18 protein-coding genes and 1 pseudogene are annotated in these 15497 nt (G+C 57.0%); 5 read left to right on the top strand and 14 right to left on the bottom strand.

The features are described 5' to 3' along the window. Positions 1-19: 19 nt before the first annotated feature. The 5 genes from WBR25_RS12600 to WBR25_RS12580 all read right to left on the bottom strand — a co-directional run bounded on the left by WBR25_RS12600 (position 20) and on the right by WBR25_RS12580 (position 3453). A complete protein-coding gene (locus WBR25_RS12600) occupies positions 20-223 on the bottom strand; it encodes a tail protein X (protein ID WP_005352059.1) in 204 nt (67 codons plus the stop codon). Next, entirely contained in the window at positions 223-699 is a 477-nt protein-coding gene (locus WBR25_RS12595; protein ID WP_479748122.1) for a head completion/stabilization protein, read from the bottom strand. The genes WBR25_RS12600 and WBR25_RS12595 overlap by 1 nt, the downstream gene beginning before the upstream one ends. Positions 700-807: 108 nt before the next feature. Continuing rightward, a complete protein-coding gene (gene gpM / locus WBR25_RS12590) occupies positions 808-1569 on the bottom strand; it encodes a phage terminase small subunit (protein ID WP_479748120.1) in 762 nt (253 codons plus the stop codon). A gap of 9 nt (positions 1570-1578) precedes the next feature. After that, positions 1579-2637 (bottom strand): phage major capsid protein, P2 family, encoded by a 1059-nt coding sequence (locus WBR25_RS12585; RefSeq protein ID WP_236269747.1) that lies wholly within the window; start codon positions 2635-2637, stop codon positions 1579-1581. 12 nt (positions 2638-2649) lie between these two features. Beyond that, entirely contained in the window at positions 2650-3453 is an 804-nt protein-coding gene (locus WBR25_RS12580; RefSeq protein ID WP_479748118.1) for a GPO family capsid scaffolding protein, read from the bottom strand. Between the two features lie 149 nt (positions 3454-3602). Between WBR25_RS12580 and WBR25_RS12575 the strand changes: the two genes are divergently transcribed. Both WBR25_RS12575 and WBR25_RS12570 read left to right on the top strand, forming a co-directional pair. Continuing rightward, entirely contained in the window at positions 3603-5369 is a 1767-nt protein-coding gene (locus tag WBR25_RS12575; RefSeq protein ID WP_479748116.1) for a terminase ATPase subunit family protein, read from the top strand. Then, positions 5369-6373 carry a phage portal protein gene (locus WBR25_RS12570; protein ID WP_479748114.1) on the top strand — a complete coding sequence of 335 codons (1005 nt, stop codon included), beginning with the start codon at positions 5369-5371 and terminating at the stop codon, positions 6371-6373. The genes WBR25_RS12575 and WBR25_RS12570 overlap by 1 nt, the downstream gene beginning before the upstream one ends. A 411-nt stretch (positions 6374-6784) precedes the next feature. Here WBR25_RS12570 and WBR25_RS12565 read toward each other — a convergent pair whose 3' ends face one another. The 3 genes from WBR25_RS12565 to WBR25_RS12555 form a co-directional block, all read right to left on the bottom strand. Further along, the gene (locus tag WBR25_RS12565) at positions 6785-8080 is read right to left on the bottom strand and encodes a hypothetical protein (protein ID WP_479748112.1); all 1296 of its coding nucleotides are present in this window, start codon (positions 8078-8080) and stop codon (positions 6785-6787) included. Positions 8081-8179: 99 nt separating this feature from the next. After that, a complete protein-coding gene (locus WBR25_RS12560) occupies positions 8180-8539 on the bottom strand; it encodes a P22AR C-terminal domain-containing protein (protein ID WP_479748110.1) in 360 nt (119 codons plus the stop codon). A gap of 85 nt (positions 8540-8624) precedes the next feature. Then, positions 8625-9068, bottom strand: coding sequence for a hypothetical protein (locus WBR25_RS12555; RefSeq protein WP_479748108.1), 444 nt, complete (start codon positions 9066-9068; stop codon positions 8625-8627). 177 nt (positions 9069-9245) lie between these two features. On the opposite strand from WBR25_RS12555, the gene umuD reads away from it, so the two are divergent. From umuD to WBR25_RS12540, 3 genes and pseudogenes are all read left to right on the top strand, one after another. Further along, positions 9246-9668, top strand: coding sequence for a translesion error-prone DNA polymerase V autoproteolytic subunit (gene umuD / locus WBR25_RS12550; RefSeq protein WP_421313013.1), 423 nt, complete (start codon positions 9246-9248; stop codon positions 9666-9668). Beyond that, on the top strand, positions 9665-10942 hold the full coding sequence (gene umuC, locus WBR25_RS12545) for a translesion error-prone DNA polymerase V subunit UmuC (protein ID WP_479748101.1): 1278 nt from the start codon (positions 9665-9667) through the stop codon (positions 10940-10942). Before umuD ends, umuC begins: the two co-directional genes overlap by 4 nt. Positions 10943-10962: 20 nt before the next feature. After that, positions 10963-11115 (top strand): annotated as a pseudogene (locus tag WBR25_RS12540) (transcriptional regulator); the annotation flags it as partial. 72 nt (positions 11116-11187) lie between these two features. Here the strand turns inward: WBR25_RS12540 and WBR25_RS12535 are convergent. The 6 genes from WBR25_RS12535 to WBR25_RS12510 all read right to left on the bottom strand — a co-directional run bounded on the left by WBR25_RS12535 (position 11188) and on the right by WBR25_RS12510 (position 15477). Further along, positions 11188-12024: a hypothetical protein gene (locus WBR25_RS12535; protein WP_421229625.1), complete on the bottom strand. Its 837-nt coding sequence runs from the start codon at positions 12022-12024 to the stop codon at positions 11188-11190. Positions 12025-12233: 209 nt separating this feature from the next. Then, positions 12234-14534, bottom strand: a complete 2301-nt coding sequence (locus WBR25_RS12530; RefSeq protein WP_479748099.1) for a replication endonuclease — start codon at positions 14532-14534, stop codon at positions 12234-12236. Continuing rightward, positions 14531-14788 carry a hypothetical protein gene (locus tag WBR25_RS12525; RefSeq protein WP_323893780.1) on the bottom strand — a complete coding sequence of 86 codons (258 nt, stop codon included), beginning with the start codon at positions 14786-14788 and terminating at the stop codon, positions 14531-14533. Before WBR25_RS12525 ends, WBR25_RS12530 begins: the two co-directional genes overlap by 4 nt. Next, complete coding sequence (locus WBR25_RS12520; RefSeq protein WP_323893781.1) at positions 14785-15096, bottom strand: hypothetical protein; 312 nt, start codon at positions 15094-15096, stop codon at positions 14785-14787. The genes WBR25_RS12525 and WBR25_RS12520 overlap by 4 nt, the downstream gene beginning before the upstream one ends. Beyond that, entirely contained in the window at positions 15074-15274 is a 201-nt protein-coding gene (locus WBR25_RS12515; protein ID WP_005352019.1) for a hypothetical protein, read from the bottom strand. Before WBR25_RS12515 ends, WBR25_RS12520 begins: the two co-directional genes overlap by 23 nt. Beyond that, positions 15271-15477, bottom strand: a complete 207-nt coding sequence (locus tag WBR25_RS12510; protein ID WP_005352017.1) for a hypothetical protein — start codon at positions 15475-15477, stop codon at positions 15271-15273. The genes WBR25_RS12515 and WBR25_RS12510 overlap by 4 nt, the downstream gene beginning before the upstream one ends. Positions 15478-15497 lie beyond the last annotated feature (20 nt).

Raw genomic sequence — 15497 nt, 5'->3', positions numbered from 1 at the left:
CTCTTTTGTCGCATGACAGTCAGTCCCATAGCTGGATCAGCGGCTGTTCGGCCTGAGTGGGGGCCGCTGGCATGTTGATGAGGGTGCCGGTCGGCAGGATGGGGCCGAGTGCTGCCAGACCGGGGTTGAGGTTGAGCACCTGCTCGGTGATGCCTGCGGTGTAGCCGTAGTGACGAAACAGGATGAGATCGAGGGTGTCGCCCTGCAGGCTGCGCAGTTGCATCAGATGAGCTCCACCGTGGTGTGGGTGGTGCCAATGATGTCGCGGATGGCAAAGCGGGCGTCGCGGTAGAGGTCATCCGAACTTATCTCTTTGGCATCGGCCCCTTTAATGCCGTCACCGGTGGCGCTGTAGTCGGTGTAGCGCTCGAGCAGGTTGGCGCGGGTCATGGCGTAGACGGCGCGCCGGTAGCTGTGCAGATGTACCGATTCGCCGTTGATGGGCTCGGCGGGGACGGCTGCCAGGGTGGCGTGACCTTCGCTTTCTCTGGTGCTGCGCCACTGGGCCAGATCCCGGTTGACGCTGGTGATGGCGTCGATCACCGCATGAGTGAGGCGGGCGGTGGTGACGGTGCCATCGAGCCGGACGGTGTCGCGCAGCGCGCAGAGCGAGATGGCCGGCCAGAAGGGGGCGCTGGTGATGTCGCCCTCTTCTGTGGCGGCCGGGGTCGGGTTGGTGGCTAAAAATCCGGTGCTCATGGTGCTCCTGATGTGAGGTGGCGCCCCATGTTGGGCGGTGGTCGGGCCGTCTGGTATGCCGCTGGCATTCGTCAGGCCCGAGCCGCCCAGGGTGCGGGGTTCGCTCGGTTAGCTGGTCTCGCCGGGGGCGGGGTCAGGCTGTTCGGGTGGCTGTGACTCGGATTGGGGCTCAGCGCCCGGCTGCGGTGCCGGTTCATTGGCGGGCTGGCCGGCGGCGGCTTTATCCTTTTTGATCTCGCGCAGCAGATCTTCCAGCTCTCGCTTGATGCCCACCTTGTCGTGCAGCTCGATGGCGCGGCGGTAGTTGTCGGCCGCTTGCTCCTTGAGCCCTTCGGCATAACAGGCGCGGCCCACCGCCTTGTGCAACTTGGCGCGCACCTGGTCGAAGATGTCGCAGTCAGCCAGCATGCTCATGTAGCTGCTGAGCAATGGCAGGGATGGGCCATTGCCCGCCTCTTGCAGCTTGATGGCGGTGTCGGCCACCTCTTCGGCGATAAGGGTGGGGGCGGTGCGTTCGTACTGGTCAGGGGTATTGAGGCCGTGGCGGATCACGTAATCAGCCATCGGCAGGGCGCCTCCCAGATCGCCGGTGTCGAGGTGCCACAGCATCACGGTCACCATGACGTCATCCTGACCACCGCGATCGGCGGCCAGCAGGCCATCAATCCACGGTGTGTAGGTGGCCAGCATGGTGCGTTTGGCGTCAATCTTGCGCTCGAGGCTCTGGATGCCCTTGAGGGTGCGGCGGTGCTCGGCCAGCTGCATCAGCTGGAGTTCGTACTGGTTGGCGGCGGCGCGATCCTGCTCGGGGTTGGCCGCCCCTTGCAGGGCGGCCATGATGCGGGCGGTGTGTCGTTGTGCAGGTGTCATCGTGGCTCCTTAACCGCCTGCAGGCGCAGGTTTGGCGCCCAGCGTGATGTTTTCTGCGACGGCGATGCAGTCGTAATCCTCGACCACGTAGGCATCGTTGGAGGATTCCCAGTTGACGATGCGGTCGAGGCTCGGTTGCTCTTCCAGATGGCGACGGCGGCCGCCGATCTGCCAGTAGATGGAGAGGTTGTCGAGGCGGGTAACGATCAGGGTGTCTTCCGGGACGAAGGGGACGCGGATCGCCAGCAGGCCGCCGATCTGCTTCTGGCTCACCAGTACCTGACCGGCCAGCTTGTTCTGGTTGTCCCGGGTCTCGTTGAGGATGGGGAAGTATTTGTCGGCCAGCAGTTTGCGGCCGCAGATCACCACCAGATCGGTGTCGTCCTGGTACCAGGGTTTGATCTTGCTGTTGACCAGATCGAACACCAGGGCGTCGAGGTTGCCGTAATCCCCCTCTTTGGTGTCGGCTTCACTCTTGGGCTGGTAGATGTAGATATGGCCGGTGCCCGCATCCCCTTCGCTCATCACCTGGGCGGGAGCATCATGGCGGGTGTGCTCAATCCAGCCGATGTTGACGTCTTGCAGCATGGGGAACTGGACGCGATCGGTGTCTTTCGCGGCAAGTTTGCCGTTCCAGCCGATCATGATGCGGTCCAGGCCCTGGCGCTTGACGATGGCATCGCGAATGCGGATCTGGAAGTCTTTGAACTTGGCCCAGGCATCAAGCTTGGCGTAACCGATGCTGGTGTCGTAGTTGGTCTTTTCGCACTCGTATTTGGTGTTTTGCAGTCCGGTCGGGTCGAACGGGACGCGGGCCTTGCCGCCACTGGTATCGGTGCGAGAGGCAATGGTGCCATTGATGCCGATGCCGACCTTTTCCCCTTTGAGTTCATCCACCGGCACGATGTTGATCATGCTGAGGAAGTCGACGGACTCCTGCATTTTGGTTTCCAGCTTTTGCTGGATGCTGGGCTCGACACTGAATTGCACCATGGCCGAGCTGACGGCATTCAGGCTCGCCAGTTGGCTGGTGTACTGCTCGAATTGCTGACGGGTATCGTTGCGCATTATCGGGGTCCCTTAAAAATCGGTTTTGGTTGGCTTGGTGCCATCGTCACCGGTGGCAGGCTGGCGCTTGTGGCTGAAATCTTCCTGGCGCTCGAGCTGGGTGGTCAGGTCGGCCAGGGCGTTGGCGGTCGCCGTTTGCCGGGCTGTCAGTTCGTTGAACCTGGTTTGCAGGTCGGTATCGAGGCTGGTCACCTCTTTGGCCACGGCTTCGACGGCCTGATGCACATCGCTGAAATCGGCGGTCGATTGCTGCTTGTGGCTGGTGAAAATGGCGCTGATCCGTTCCAGCAGGCCCGGGCCTTTCTCTTGCTCATCTTCAAACTCGATGACGGTTTCGAGGGCTTCGGTAAACAGGCACTCCGGATGGTATTTGCGGTCGGCCAGCGGGTTGACCGCGGCTTTGCTGCAGAACTGCAGCATTTCAGTGCCAAGGCTTGCCGGGCTGTCTGTCACGGCCAGCCCCATCATGTAGGCCCCTTTTTCGTTCAGGTTGGGGTGGATCTCGATGGAGGTGTAGACCTTCTGGCGCTTCTTGTTGAGCGCGATCAGCTCCGGCGTCGGGTCAATCTGGACGAACAGGGCCAGCCGCTGTTCCCCTTCGATGGTGACCTCTTCGCTCTTGGCGGCGGTGATGTCGCCGTACATCTTGAACAAGCCGTTGGGGTCGAGGCCCCGGATATGCTCCATATTGACCCGTGCGCCATAGGTGGCCTGGTTGTAGCGCTGGGCCATCTGCTCAATCCATTCGCGGGTTATGGCGCGACCATCGGTGGTGCCCCCCTCAACCGCAACACGGAAGAATTTGGACTTAGGCATGTGCTGGGATCCCTTTGGTAATTGGGTAGTGATGTCGCGGTTATGGTCTGGGTGAGCGGCGGGATCGTGCAATCCGGGGCCAGTGTGTGGTGGCGCTACACACTGGCAGTGGGGCGTTTGGGGTAGTAGCGGCTGGGTAGACTGGCGCCATGACAACAGCACCCATCACCTTTCCCCATCTCGACCCCAGACGGCAGGCCATGTACCTGTTCTTTCAGGGGTACCCGCTGCGCGCCATTGCCGAGTTGCTGCAAACGCCGGAGGGTACCGTCTCGACCTGGAAGAAGCGCGACGGCTGGGAGGACATCAAACCGATAGACCGGGTGGATAGCGCCATCGAGGCGCGCATGATCCAGCTGGTGATGAAGGAGACCAAGAGCGGTGGCGACTTCAAGGAGATTGACCTGCTGGGCCGCCAGCTCGAGCGTATCGCCCGGGTCAACAAGTACAGCAACGGCGGTAACGAGGCCGACCTCAACCCCAAGGTGGCCAACCGCAACAAGGGGCCGAAGAAGGCGCCCGAGCGCAACGTGGTGGAGCCCGAGCAGCAAGAACGGCTCATCGAGCGGTTTGAGTCGACCATGTTCGATTACCAACGGGTCTGGTATCAGGCCGGACAGGAGTACCGGATCCGCGACCTGCTCAAGTCGCGCCAGATCGGGGCGACTTACTTCTTTGCCTTTGAGGCGTTCATTGATGCCCTGGTGACCGGGCGCAACCAGATTTTCCTGTCGGCCAGCAAGGCGCAGGCCCATATGTTCAAGCAGTACATCATCCAGTTCGCCAAGGAGGAGGGGGTCGAGCTCAAAGGTGACCCCATGGTGCTGCCGAACGGGGCGCACCTTTACTTCCTCGGTACCAACGCCCGCACCGCCCAGAGCTATCACGGCAATATCTACATGGACGAGTATTTCTGGATCCACGGCTTTCTGGAGTTCCGCAAGGTGGCCTCCGGCATGGCGATGCACAAGAAGTGGCGCCAGACCTACATCTCCACCCCCTCCAGCCTTTCCCATCCTGCTTATGGATTCTGGTCTGGCGCCAACTTTAACCGCGGCAAGGCCAAGGCCGACCGGGTCGAGATTGACCTGAGCCACGCCAATCTGTCTGCCGGCAAGCTGTGCGCCGATGGTCAGTGGCGGCAGATCGTCACCGTGGAAGATGCGGTGCGCGGCGGTTGCAACCTGTTCGACCTGGATCAGCTGCGCAGTGAGTATTCCGAGGATGAGTACCGCAACCTGCTGATGTGCGAATTCATGGATGACACCGAGAGCCTGTTTCCGCTGGCGACGCTGCAGCGCTGCATGGTCGACAGCTGGCTGGTGTGGGAGGACTACAAGCCCCACACCTTGCGGCCGCTGGCCAACCGGGCTGTGTGGATCGGCTATGACCCGGCCAAGGGGGGTAAAGGTGACAGCGCCGGCTGCGCGGTGCTGGCCCCGCCACTGGTGCCGGGTGGCAAGTTTCGGGTGCTGGAGCGCCACCGCTGGCAGGGGATGGACTTTGACGCCCAGGCCAAATCCATTCGCGCCATCTGCGATCGCTACAACGTCGCCTATATCGGCATCGATACCACCGGGATCGGGGAGGGGGTCTATCAGCTGGTGAAGCAGTTTTACCCTGCAGTGACCGCCATCCAGTACAACCCCAACGTGAAGATGCGGATGGTGATGAAGGCACAGGATGTGATGAACAAGGGGCGGCTGGAGTTCGACAGCGGCTGGACCGACTTGGCCCAGGCGTTTATGAGCATCCGCCGCGCCGTGACCCAAAGCGGCAAGCTACCCACCTTCGAGGCCAGCCGCTCCGATGAGACCAGCCACGCCGATATTGCCTGGGCAACCATGCAAGCCCTGTTACACGAGCCCCTTGAGGGGCAGACCGGCACCAATTCCGGCTTTATGGAGATTTACTGATGAGTGAGCAGATCAACTCGCCTGCCGGTGTGCAGGCGTTTACGTTTGGGGAGGCTATCCCGGTGTTGTCCCAGCGGGAGGTGTTCGATTACCTGGAGTCGATGCACAACGGCCGCTGGTATGAGCATCCCCTGAGCCTGCACGGGCTGGCGCGGGTCTACCGGGCAGCGGTGCATCACGCCTCGGCCATCCAGGTGAAGCGCAATATCTTGCGCGGCTGTTTCATCCCTCATCCCAAACTGAGCCTGGCCGCCTTCACCGGGCTGGTGATGGACTACGAGATCTTCGGCAACGCTCACCTGCAGCGGGTGCGCAACCGGCTGGGTAGCACGCTGCGCTATGACCAGATGCCGGCCAAGTACACTCGCAGATCCCTCGAGCTGGATCGCTATTGGTGGGTGCCAAGGCCTGGGGATGAGGTGGAGTTGCCCGCCGGTGATGTGGGGCATGTGATGGAGGCGGACGTTAACCAGGAGATTTATGGCATCCCCGACTATGTGGCCAGCCTGAACTCGGCACTGCTCAACGAGTCGGCCACCCTGTTTCGCCGTCGCTACTACGAGAACGGCAGCCATGCGGGGTTTATTCTGCACATCAGCGATGCCCTGCAGAACGAGGGCGACATCACCGCGCTCAAGACGGCGCTGCAAAACAGCAAGGGGCCGGGCAACTTCCGTAACCTGCTGCTCTATACCCCAGGTGGCAAGGCGGATTCGGTGAAGCTGATCCCGGTGGCCGAGATTGCGGCCAAGGATGATTTTCTTTCCATCAAGGGGGTGAGCCGGGATGACCAGCTGGCAGCCCATCGGGTACCGCCGCAACTGATGGGGGTGGTACCGAACAACACGGGCGGATTTGGGGATGTGACCAAGGCGGCCCAGGTGTTTGACGTCAACGAGATCGACAGCATGAAGGCGAACTTTGCGCAGTTCAACGAGTGGGCAGGGGAGGAGATAATCCGATTCACCTCCTATCGACTGTCAGATCTGACAGTGCAAAGCTGAAAACCTTGGCTATCTTCAAATTGGAATTCCTCCAAATTTCTCCATGATTTAATTCAAAGCCCCCTACCCAGGGGGCTTTGTTTTGGTTGGGATCCCATCCAGCCAGAGCTCACCAGTCGTGTTAAAGGCCATCGTCGGCTATCCCTTCGCCCATCACACTCCCGAGATCCTTCACGCGCACCTGCGAGCATGAGCGGAGCCTCGAAAGGCCCCTCAACACCCAGCGCGCGCAATCGGGACCCCGCCTCGCCTGCCCGCTTTATGTGTCGCTTTCCATGCAGGTGAACGACGGGTGGCGGCTATCTGCTCCCCGCGCCAGCACTGGCCGCGCGCAGCTTTTCAGATCCTTTTTGTGATCCTTCAAAATCTGTCAGATCCTTTCACTTTTCACTCGGAATCCGTTCCGTTTTATTAAAAGTCATCATCTTGGGTGGCTAGGCAGTATTCGTTCAGACCGTTATCCTGTAGAAGTTCTTCAAACACCTCTTCAGGTATTGTATTTGTTGAACGAAGGCTGCTAATTAAAGCTCCTAGCTGGAAGCTTCCTATGATTTGGTCATTATCTGCAATGCCGCTTAATATTTTACGTATTTGTTCTGCAGAAAAATCGGACCCGATTTGGCTTAAGTCCTTAGCCCAGTCATTAGCCTCGTCATACGTATTTGATTGAAGATATACATCAATTATTCTATCTAAAACTTCAGTTGGAGTTCCAAACCCTAACCATATTTTCTTGAGGTCTTGCTTGGTTGCTCGTCGCAAACGGATTTGCGCTTGTGGCTTCAATGGTTGGTATTCAATTAAAGATTCTATGAACCGAGAAAAATGTTCAGTATTTAGGCTGAGAACAAATCTTTTCAATTTCTCTTGAATATCATCCTCTAAAAACTCCCATGACTCTTTAAGATTTATTAGGAAGTTTATTGCGTTGGGGATGTCCTTGTCCTCAACACCTCTAAATAATTTAGATAGCGTATCTTTTTTTGCCTTTGAACTGGCAGCATGATGAAGTGAATCAACAGCCTTAATTGCTGTAACTCGCTGAGTTCGTTTCCTCCATTGATCATTTTCCGTCAAAAGCACCTTACAAAGCACGATCACCAAGCTTCTAACAAGTGAATCGCGAGGTCGCCTTAATGGGCCAGCACGAAAAACTAGTTGAGCCTCCTTTACCGTGGTAGGAAAGTAGTCTGAATCGATCTCTTTCAGTAATCTTTCAAGCGCATATTTCCCTTGAACAGGAGGATGTTGAAGTAGATGAATAACTGCTGAGTGTATATGCAGGCGAGCCAACTCCGCAGGTGGTGTATAAGCTTGATCATCTGATGATAGGGAAGGATGTGCGCATCGGTTTCTGTCGTCCTGAAGGCGCTTTAGGTCTTCATATTCAATCGGCGAAAGTAGTTCAAATTTGTCCTTAGCGAGGCCCAGTAACTCGCGCTCAAACTTCAAGGCCGCTGTAACATCATTTGTTCGATGCGTTTTTTCAATGGCTTGTACTTGCAGTTCGGCCTCTTTATCACCAGCCAAGGTTAGTTCTTTTAGTTTTTCAATAACATCGAAACAGACTGCGATCCAAGTAGCCACAATGGCAGATCGAAAGGCACCTGCTCGATAACTTGCAACAGCTTCAGTTATGTGTGCCCGTGCTTTTTCATCCCTACAGCGCAAGATTAATTCATCTAAGTCTTCAAGTGGTGATGCCATATAGCCTCTATTTGTCTAGGTACCTTGAGCAGAATTGCCTTTAAGAAAACGCACAGAAACAAAGCTCTTTTTGGTACCTGAATTTGAGATTCTGACATTTTAATCGTGGTAGTAGGACCGGTCACGTATTTGCAATGCGTGACCGGTCACATTTACCAACATTTTGGCATCGGAAGGCGGTGCAGGTGGGGGAGCAACCTGTTCCAGTCGCGGTTGCTGTGGGTGGCGGGCTGAATATGGTGGGTCTTGTCGGCCAGGATGCGCGGCGGCCAGGGTCATCGGGTGTTCGTGGATGATGGAGTAGTTGGTGCCGGCTTCGCGGTGTTCGGCTACTTCGAGCAGGGGATAGATGCGGCGGGCGGCCCCCATCATGTAATCGGCGGCGCGCCAGAGCCATGCCAGCGAATGCAGTTCGTCGTTGGTCAGCAGCACAACACCACCGGCAGGGTATCGGTTCATCACAAGGAAGGGGACGTTAGTTTCGGCAGGAAACATACACAAGTGAGCGTCCTCCCTTAACTTGAGTTGGTTAAGTAGTGATTGTTTAACTTGTTGTTTTTAATGTCTTTTCTAATAAATCACTATTATAGACAGCTTGTACAGTTAACCCGAATTGGTCTACGGTACATTGAGAATTCATCAGTGCTGAATAGGCTTCGTGCACTTTCTGCCAAAGTTCTTCAGCTTGTTCTTTCAAGTCGCCATCCAAGGACGCCTTCACACTGGGCCATAGCTCTACCCAAGACCAAAAATGCTTTGAGACATATTCAATTTCGGCTTTATCCTCTGACCATTGGAGAGTTTCCTTGTATACAAATTTCAATCTGCCTCTGAAAGCAGCTGCCATTCCAACCCATTCTGAGACAGCTTTGGTGCGGGAGTCGTGAAGGCTCGATTCTTTCCAGGAGTTTGCACTTAGCCATGCAAACCAAGCAGCAGCACCAGCGACAGGGAGAGAGATGAGGGTAGCTATGTCTGTAATATTCAAGTTTTTTTCCATTAGTTCGCAGAAGTAGCTTTAGGTTACAACCGATTCAGGAACTCGGTCCACCCCGAGTAACAAGTTATCCCGCGTATTGACCGATGGAGCCAAACGCCGAATGGTGATCCGCTTTTGGTGGCTTGCTATACTGTGTGTTTATACAGTATCACAGAGACTGCCAGCATGTTTGCTCAACCCGCTCCCGATGCTCCCTTGTTGGAGCTACCCCTGTTTCTCTCCCCGGTGGCCTGCGGCTTTCCGTCGCCGGCGCAGGACTACACCGAGCAGACCATCGACCTTAACCAGTTGTGCGTGGCCCATCCAGCGGCCACCTACTTCGTGCGGGCGGCCGGTGACAGCATGGTGGATCACGGGATCCGCGATGGCGACTTGCTGGTCGTCGACCGTAGCCGCAAGGCCAGGCACGGTAGCGTGGTGGTCGCCGCAGTTGATGGCGAGTTCACGGTGAAGGAGCTGCAGCTTGAGCCCACAGTCGCCTTGCTCCCTGGCAACCCGGCATATCGGCCTATCCATTTCAGTGAGGGGCAGGAGCTGGAAATCTTCGGGGTGGTGTCTTTTGTCGTGCATCAGGTGGATACCCCATGAACAAGCGCTGCGCCGTCGCTCTGGTCGATGTGAACAACTTCTACGCCAGTTGCGAACGGCTGTTTCGTCCTGATTTGAAGGGGCGGCCCATCGTGGTGCTCTCCAATAACGATGGTTGCGTGGTGGCCCGTTCGGCCGAGGCCAAGGCGCTGGGCATCAAGATGGGGGTGCCCTACTTTCAGATCCGCCAGTTCTTCGAGGCCATGGGTGGGGTCTGGTTTTCCAGCAACTACGCTCTCTACGGTGATATGAGTCAACGGGTGATGACCATTTTGGAGGGGATGGCCCCAGCGGTGGAGGTCTACAGCATCGACGAGGCCTTTATCGAACTGAGCGAGTCGTGGGCGGGTGACCTGGTGGCCTATGGCCGCCAAGTTCGCGAGCGGGTGCAGCAGTGGACCGGGTTGACCGTGGGGATCGGCATCGGACCCACCAAGACCCTCGCCAAGCTCGCCAACTACGCCGCCAAGAAGTGGCCGGCCACCGGAGGGGTGGTGGATCTGCGGGATGAAGCGCGGCGCTCCCGGCTGATGGCGATCACCCCGGTGGACGAGATATGGGGCATTGGCCGGCGGCTCACAGCCAAGCTGGAAGCCCAGGGCATCAAGGCGGTGGCCGACCTGGTCGCCGCTGACCCCAAGGCGCTGCGGCGCCGTTATGGCGTGGTGGTCGAGCGCACGGTGCAGGAGCTGCGGGGGATCCCCTGCGCCGAGCTGGAACAAGAGGCACAGGCCAAGCAGCAGATCATCTGCTCGCGCTCCTTCGGCGAGCGCATCACCCTGATAGGCCCCATGCACCAGGCGCTGGCCGGCTACATGGAGCGGGCCGCCGAGAAGCTGCGGGGGGAGGGGATGTGTTGCCGGCATGTGACCCTGTTCATTCGCACCAGTCCGTTCAGCGACCGGGAGCCCTATTACGGCAACCAGGTGAGTACCAAGCTGGCCATGCCCACCCATGACACTCGGGTGCTGCTGGCCCTGATCCCCGAGCTGCTCCCCCGCATCTGGCGCGACGAGCAGCGTTACCAGAAAGGTGGCGTCATGCTGGCCGACTTCACCCCAGCTAGCATGCAGCAGGGCGACTTGTTCGCCGCACAGCAGCAATCCCCACGCAGCGAGGCGCTGATGCAGGTCATCGACAAGATCAACCAGGGACGGCTTGGGAAGGTCTACTTTGCGGCCCGCGGCCGGGATACTCGAGAGTGGATGATGAAGCGGGAGCAGCTAAGCCCCCGCTATACCACCGCTCTCGGCGAGCTACCGGTGGTTAAGTGAGTTTTATTCGAATCTATCTTTGCCAAAGGACTGACGCTGAATGTGGCCACCTTGTCGCTCGCCCACATCTTAAGCCCTTCGGCCAAGACCACCAACCAGCTGGTGCTGAGCTTTATGGGTCATTCACGCCAGAGGGGCTGCAGTTGATGTTCCAAGGTTTGACAGGTCAATAATGCGCAAGGAATACTAACAAATTGATATGGGGGAAATCGGCGCATAAAAAAACGCGCTTTGCGCGCGTTTTTTTATACATTTAGTTTTTTTGCTGAAGACTTCGCTTGTTGCTTCTGTTTCATTGAAGCAAAGTCATCACTAACCATTTGATATATAAGGGTATCTTTTTTTTCTGTAACGGTATCCAGAGAGCTCTTCTGGTTCGGTTTAAAGCCCAATTTGTCCAGCTTCGCTTTTTCTACGGTCGGATCAAGTGAACAGAAAGCATAGGTATTATTCATAGCAGCAACCCCGTCGATACTGCCAAGAACCGATAACTGTTCAGCAAAAATCTTATCTTGAGATGTGTGCTTGGTCATAACAATACCCCCACCTGTGAATGGGTCACTACCCATGTTTCGACACTCTGTAATTTTCTCATCTATCGATATGGACTCGATCGCAGCGCCTCTTTTCCTTACCTTACGCTCGAGCTGTTTTAGAGCAAGCTCGTTTTTATCAATGATAGCTTTAATCGGTGAGGATGGGCATGGACTACTCTTATTGTCTTTATAGACCTGAGATTGGGAGCCAGATCCTATACCATGTTGTTCAACTGTCAATCCTCCTGATGAAGAATCATACAGCGCATCAAAATCGGCAAGATACCCAAAAACCTGCAATGTGCCGTCATAGCGCATCATCATAAAGTCCAGCTTTTGGTCTTTTGCAACTTGAGCTACCCAGTCGAGCAGATTAACGTCTTCGGTTTTTCTGTCATCTACAGATAGTTTCTGCATGTTGTACAAAAAGAGAGTATAAACTCGGTTTGTACCAGCAAATCCATACATAACATCTTGATAAGAAAATGATTTTTTGTATTTGGGAAAGTCTTGCCAATGGCTGACTTTACCGGTTTTTTCATCCATGAATGAGACTCGCCGATCACTTGCCATAGCAGCGCCTTTGCGGCTCAATCTAAACGTAGTAGTTGTCACGATATGTCACGTAAAAAATTGTCTTGTTAATTAGCATCTCACTTCAGGGCCATCCTTGTCCATATGACACCACATTCGAAAATGTGAAGATCATCATAGATAGTAGTAATTTTAGGCTGGTTAGTACCGCAGGAAGTAAACTATCCAAGGGTTGTTAACCTGATTCTTTCTTGGAGCTTCAGACTACTCTTGTCCGTACCCTTTAGCTCTGCAGCTTCCTGTGCATCGTGCCCTTCTAATACCCGCCACATCTCGGACTGATAGGTCTTGGGCAGCATTTCGATCCAGCGGTGTGCCCCGGCGTGGCCTTGTGCCTGGTAGACCTTGCCGCACAACTCAACCAGCATCGGCCAGTCCTGATCCCCTTTTGGTACTGCGTATTCATCAGGCTGCTCCTGTTTGGGATGCTGTAGTCCCTCTAGCTGCCAATCCGGCTCGCTTGGTAGCGCTCTGCACGACTGCACCTGGCCGTTCTCTAGCCAAAGGGTGAAACCGTCTGACCTGACACTGGCCCCAGCCCGTAATCGGTCGATGGAGAAGGGCGATAACCCCCATTGTTCCCTCATGATCTGCTCTGTGAAGGCATCAGGATCCGGTAGCGTACAGTTATTGTCAGAGCTCCAAGGTGCCGGGCTGTCGCCCAGCTTAACCCCAACCCCCCTCGCTGCAGCCTCGGCGGCTCTATTGGCAACATAGGTACCTGCAGGCATCACTTCCCACCCTTGCAGGCGGGTCTTGATGCCAAGGCGAGCGGAGGTAATGCCCATCAGGCGTTTGATGTCTTCGCCGTAGCTGTTGGCTTGCTCCTCAATGAGGTGGGCCAGCTTGATCGGGTGTTCGGCACGGGTCGCCAGTGCACCGCCCATGGCGTGCAGGTAACAGCGAAAGATGCCGTTATCTGCGGCAAAGCGAGCCGCCTCAAAGCGCGGGTCTTGCAGCACTGGCTTGGGTGGGCCCACCAGATCGGCATTCTTCTTGGCGTTGCTGATGCGGCGCAGTTCACGCCATACCCCGACTGGAGCACCTCCGATCTGCTGGAAGGTGCGAATGCCCCACCAACTGGCCCAAGCTACGGCATGCAGGGCACCCTCATCGGCGGCGGTACCGGCCTCCTCGTCATCGTCCAGGTAGGCGCCGTCGATGTTCTTGGCAATGTATTTGGCGAGATAGCCGGCGGCATCCCCCTTGGCCGGGTCTATCTCTTTCCAGTCAAAGCGGGGAGTAAAGTCGGTAAAGGGTGGGGTGCCCTTGATATCCCGTACCAGCTCTTCGTGGTCATCGGTCAGGGCATAGCGTTGTAGAATACCGATCACCCGGTTGCGATCTTCCGGGCGCATAAATAGCAGCAGATGCCAGTGCGGGGTGCCGTCGTGGTGAGCCTCGCAAACGCGAAATCCATAAACGGGGGCGTTCCACCGTTTGAGGGCAGCTCTGGTGCGGCTCCATAGCTTGGCCAGATAGGCGCAGGTCTCCCGCGGCGTGGCCCCTTGATATCGCTTGTTCTCTACCGCTTTGCCATTGTGCTTTTGTGTCCAGGCATGAAAGCGGCTCGGGGCTGTCCAGGTGAAGAAGACCCCCACATGACCCTGCTCCTCGGCATAGTCATTGAACCCTCGCGCCCGCACCATCATTTCGTTGCGGCGGTTCACCGGGTTGGCGTTGCTGGCCTTCCAGCAATCCTTCATCGACACGACCAGGTCATAACGCTCGTTCACCACTTCTGACTCGGCCAGCCAGCGCATCATGGCCCGCTTGCGTTCGCGTACCACCTTCATGGTGGCGTTCGATACATAAGCAGATACGCCCTTGCGCACTTTGCCGAGCAGGATATTGATGTGCTCTTGCAGCCTGTCCCAGCAGCGGTTGACGCGCTTCTCCCACCACTTGGCAGAGAGCAGGCGCACCATCACGCTCAAGATCCAGTTATCCCGAGCCTCTTCGGTTTTGAACTTCGGCAGCTCGCCGATAAAACCCCACTGGTCTGCAGGCTGGCGTATCAGCTCCCAGGTCAGCAGCAGATCCGCTTCGGCACCTTCTTTGATGTCCTGCTCGATGTGCTTGTAAATGGCTGCAGTCTGGTTGGCGAACTGGTGGGCAATCTGTTTGCGGCCGGTCTCATCGCGCATCTGTTTCGGATCGACCGGGATGGCCTGGAGTTGCATCCGCACCCACTTGGTTCGCTCCCGCAACCAGATGTTGGCGGAGCGGCAGTGGCTAAAGCTGCCGTCTTTGCGGCGGCGTATGTACTGCTTGAACAGGTTCTTGGTCAACTCGGTGGAGAGCCCATCGAGTAGTTGCATGGCCCAGAGCAGATCGTACTGGCCGCGGTCACCAGCAAAAGCGGCGTCAAAGTTGACGCCGGGCAGAGAGTTGCAAAGGGTATCGATGCGCTGCCGCAGCGTTCTTTTCGACAGCGGCAGGCGTTTGGTCTTGCTGGTCATGCAGAGAGATAACCGGATAGCTGTTTGATGTGGGACTGGCAGCCACGAACGCTCATTTTGGCGTGCTCTTTCAATCGGCGAGCGGCCGCACACTGGCGCAGCAATTGCCTGATGCTGGCGTGGGGGCGGGCAGGTAGCCGGCGCGCATGGGCCAGCTCTCGCTGATAAAGGCGCAGCCGTGCCTCGTCTTCCCGGTAGGTGGCTTGCCAGCGATCTTGCAGGAGCGTGAGCTCCCATTGCAGTCCATGGCTCATTTGATGATCTCCCCCTGTCCATGCAGTGGTGCGCACTCTGCCCACCACTCGGCAATTTCCCGGGCCAGTGCCAACTCCAGATTTGCAGCGGCCAACCAGTAGACGGTGCGCATTGCGCCCAGCGCCAGCAGCTCGGCTACCTGATCCCGGTTGCCTCTGGCATCGCAGCCCGCCGCGATAAACTCGGCGCGGGCGGCAAACCAGTGGGTGGTCAGCTGGCTAACCGGTGTGGTGGGCTGCATATGAGCAGGGCCGGCTTCGCTCTGCTCTTGTTGGGCGTCCAGCTCAAACAGTTCGAAGTTGCTCATCGCATGCCTCATCTATTGCTTGAAAGTCCGGTTCATCGATGGCGATATGGCCCGCCTCGATGCGGATCGAGATACCGAGTTCACCACCACAGCAGAGCGGGGCGGTCGGCAGCAGTTTCGATTCGTTCTGGGCCAGCCACTCTTTCAGGCTGGCCAGGGTGAACAGCGTGGTACTCATGCCTCATCCCCCATCACCAAATCGTCATCGAGCAGATCCGCAGGCTTGCTGGTCACCACCAGTTGCACCTGGATGTATTCATCCCCCGAGTAGAGTGCGCCCAGGGCGATGCGGTTATCCTCGGCGCGTGCGGCAAACATCTCGGCTAGCAGACCCTCGATCACCTTGGGGGCTTGGTTGGCAATCTTGATGGCGTCACTCATGGGCGGGCCCTCCGGTTGAG

This window comes from Aeromonas sp. MTB (assembly GCF_056632455.1).
This window is presented reverse-complemented; position numbering and strand designations above follow the sequence as displayed.

Coding starts and splice junctions, on each gene's coding strand:
- WBR25_RS12600 (WP_005352059.1), bottom strand. CDS start 223: ATGCAACTGCGCAGCCTGCAGGGCGACACCCTCGATCTCATCCTGTTT.
- WBR25_RS12595 (WP_479748122.1), bottom strand. CDS start 699: ATGAGCACCGGATTTTTAGCCACCAACCCGACCCCGGCCGCCACAGAA.
- gpM (WP_479748120.1), bottom strand. CDS start 1,569: ATGACACCTGCACAACGACACACCGCCCGCATCATGGCCGCCCTGCAA.
- WBR25_RS12585 (WP_236269747.1), bottom strand. CDS start 2,637: ATGCGCAACGATACCCGTCAGCAATTCGAGCAGTACACCAGCCAACTG.
- WBR25_RS12580 (WP_479748118.1), bottom strand. CDS start 3,453: ATGCCTAAGTCCAAATTCTTCCGTGTTGCGGTTGAGGGGGGCACCACC.
- WBR25_RS12575 (WP_479748116.1), top strand. CDS start 3,603: ATGACAACAGCACCCATCACCTTTCCCCATCTCGACCCCAGACGGCAG.
- WBR25_RS12570 (WP_479748114.1), top strand. CDS start 5,369: ATGAGTGAGCAGATCAACTCGCCTGCCGGTGTGCAGGCGTTTACGTTT.
- WBR25_RS12565 (WP_479748112.1), bottom strand. CDS start 8,080: ATGGCATCACCACTTGAAGACTTAGATGAATTAATCTTGCGCTGTAGG.
- WBR25_RS12560 (WP_479748110.1), bottom strand. CDS start 8,539: ATGAACCGATACCCTGCCGGTGGTGTTGTGCTGCTGACCAACGACGAA.
- umuD (WP_421313013.1), top strand. CDS start 9,246: ATGTTTGCTCAACCCGCTCCCGATGCTCCCTTGTTGGAGCTACCCCTG.
- umuC (WP_479748101.1), top strand. CDS start 9,665: ATGAACAAGCGCTGCGCCGTCGCTCTGGTCGATGTGAACAACTTCTAC.
- WBR25_RS12535 (WP_421229625.1), bottom strand. CDS start 12,024: ATGGATGAAAAAACCGGTAAAGTCAGCCATTGGCAAGACTTTCCCAAA.
- WBR25_RS12530 (WP_479748099.1), bottom strand. CDS start 14,534: ATGACCAGCAAGACCAAACGCCTGCCGCTGTCGAAAAGAACGCTGCGG.
- WBR25_RS12525 (WP_323893780.1), bottom strand. CDS start 14,788: ATGAGCCATGGACTGCAATGGGAGCTCACGCTCCTGCAAGATCGCTGG.
- WBR25_RS12520 (WP_323893781.1), bottom strand. CDS start 15,096: ATGAGCAACTTCGAACTGTTTGAGCTGGACGCCCAACAAGAGCAGAGC.
- WBR25_RS12515 (WP_005352019.1), bottom strand. CDS start 15,274: ATGAGTACCACGCTGTTCACCCTGGCCAGCCTGAAAGAGTGGCTGGCC.
- WBR25_RS12510 (WP_005352017.1), bottom strand. CDS start 15,477: ATGAGTGACGCCATCAAGATTGCCAACCAAGCCCCCAAGGTGATCGAG.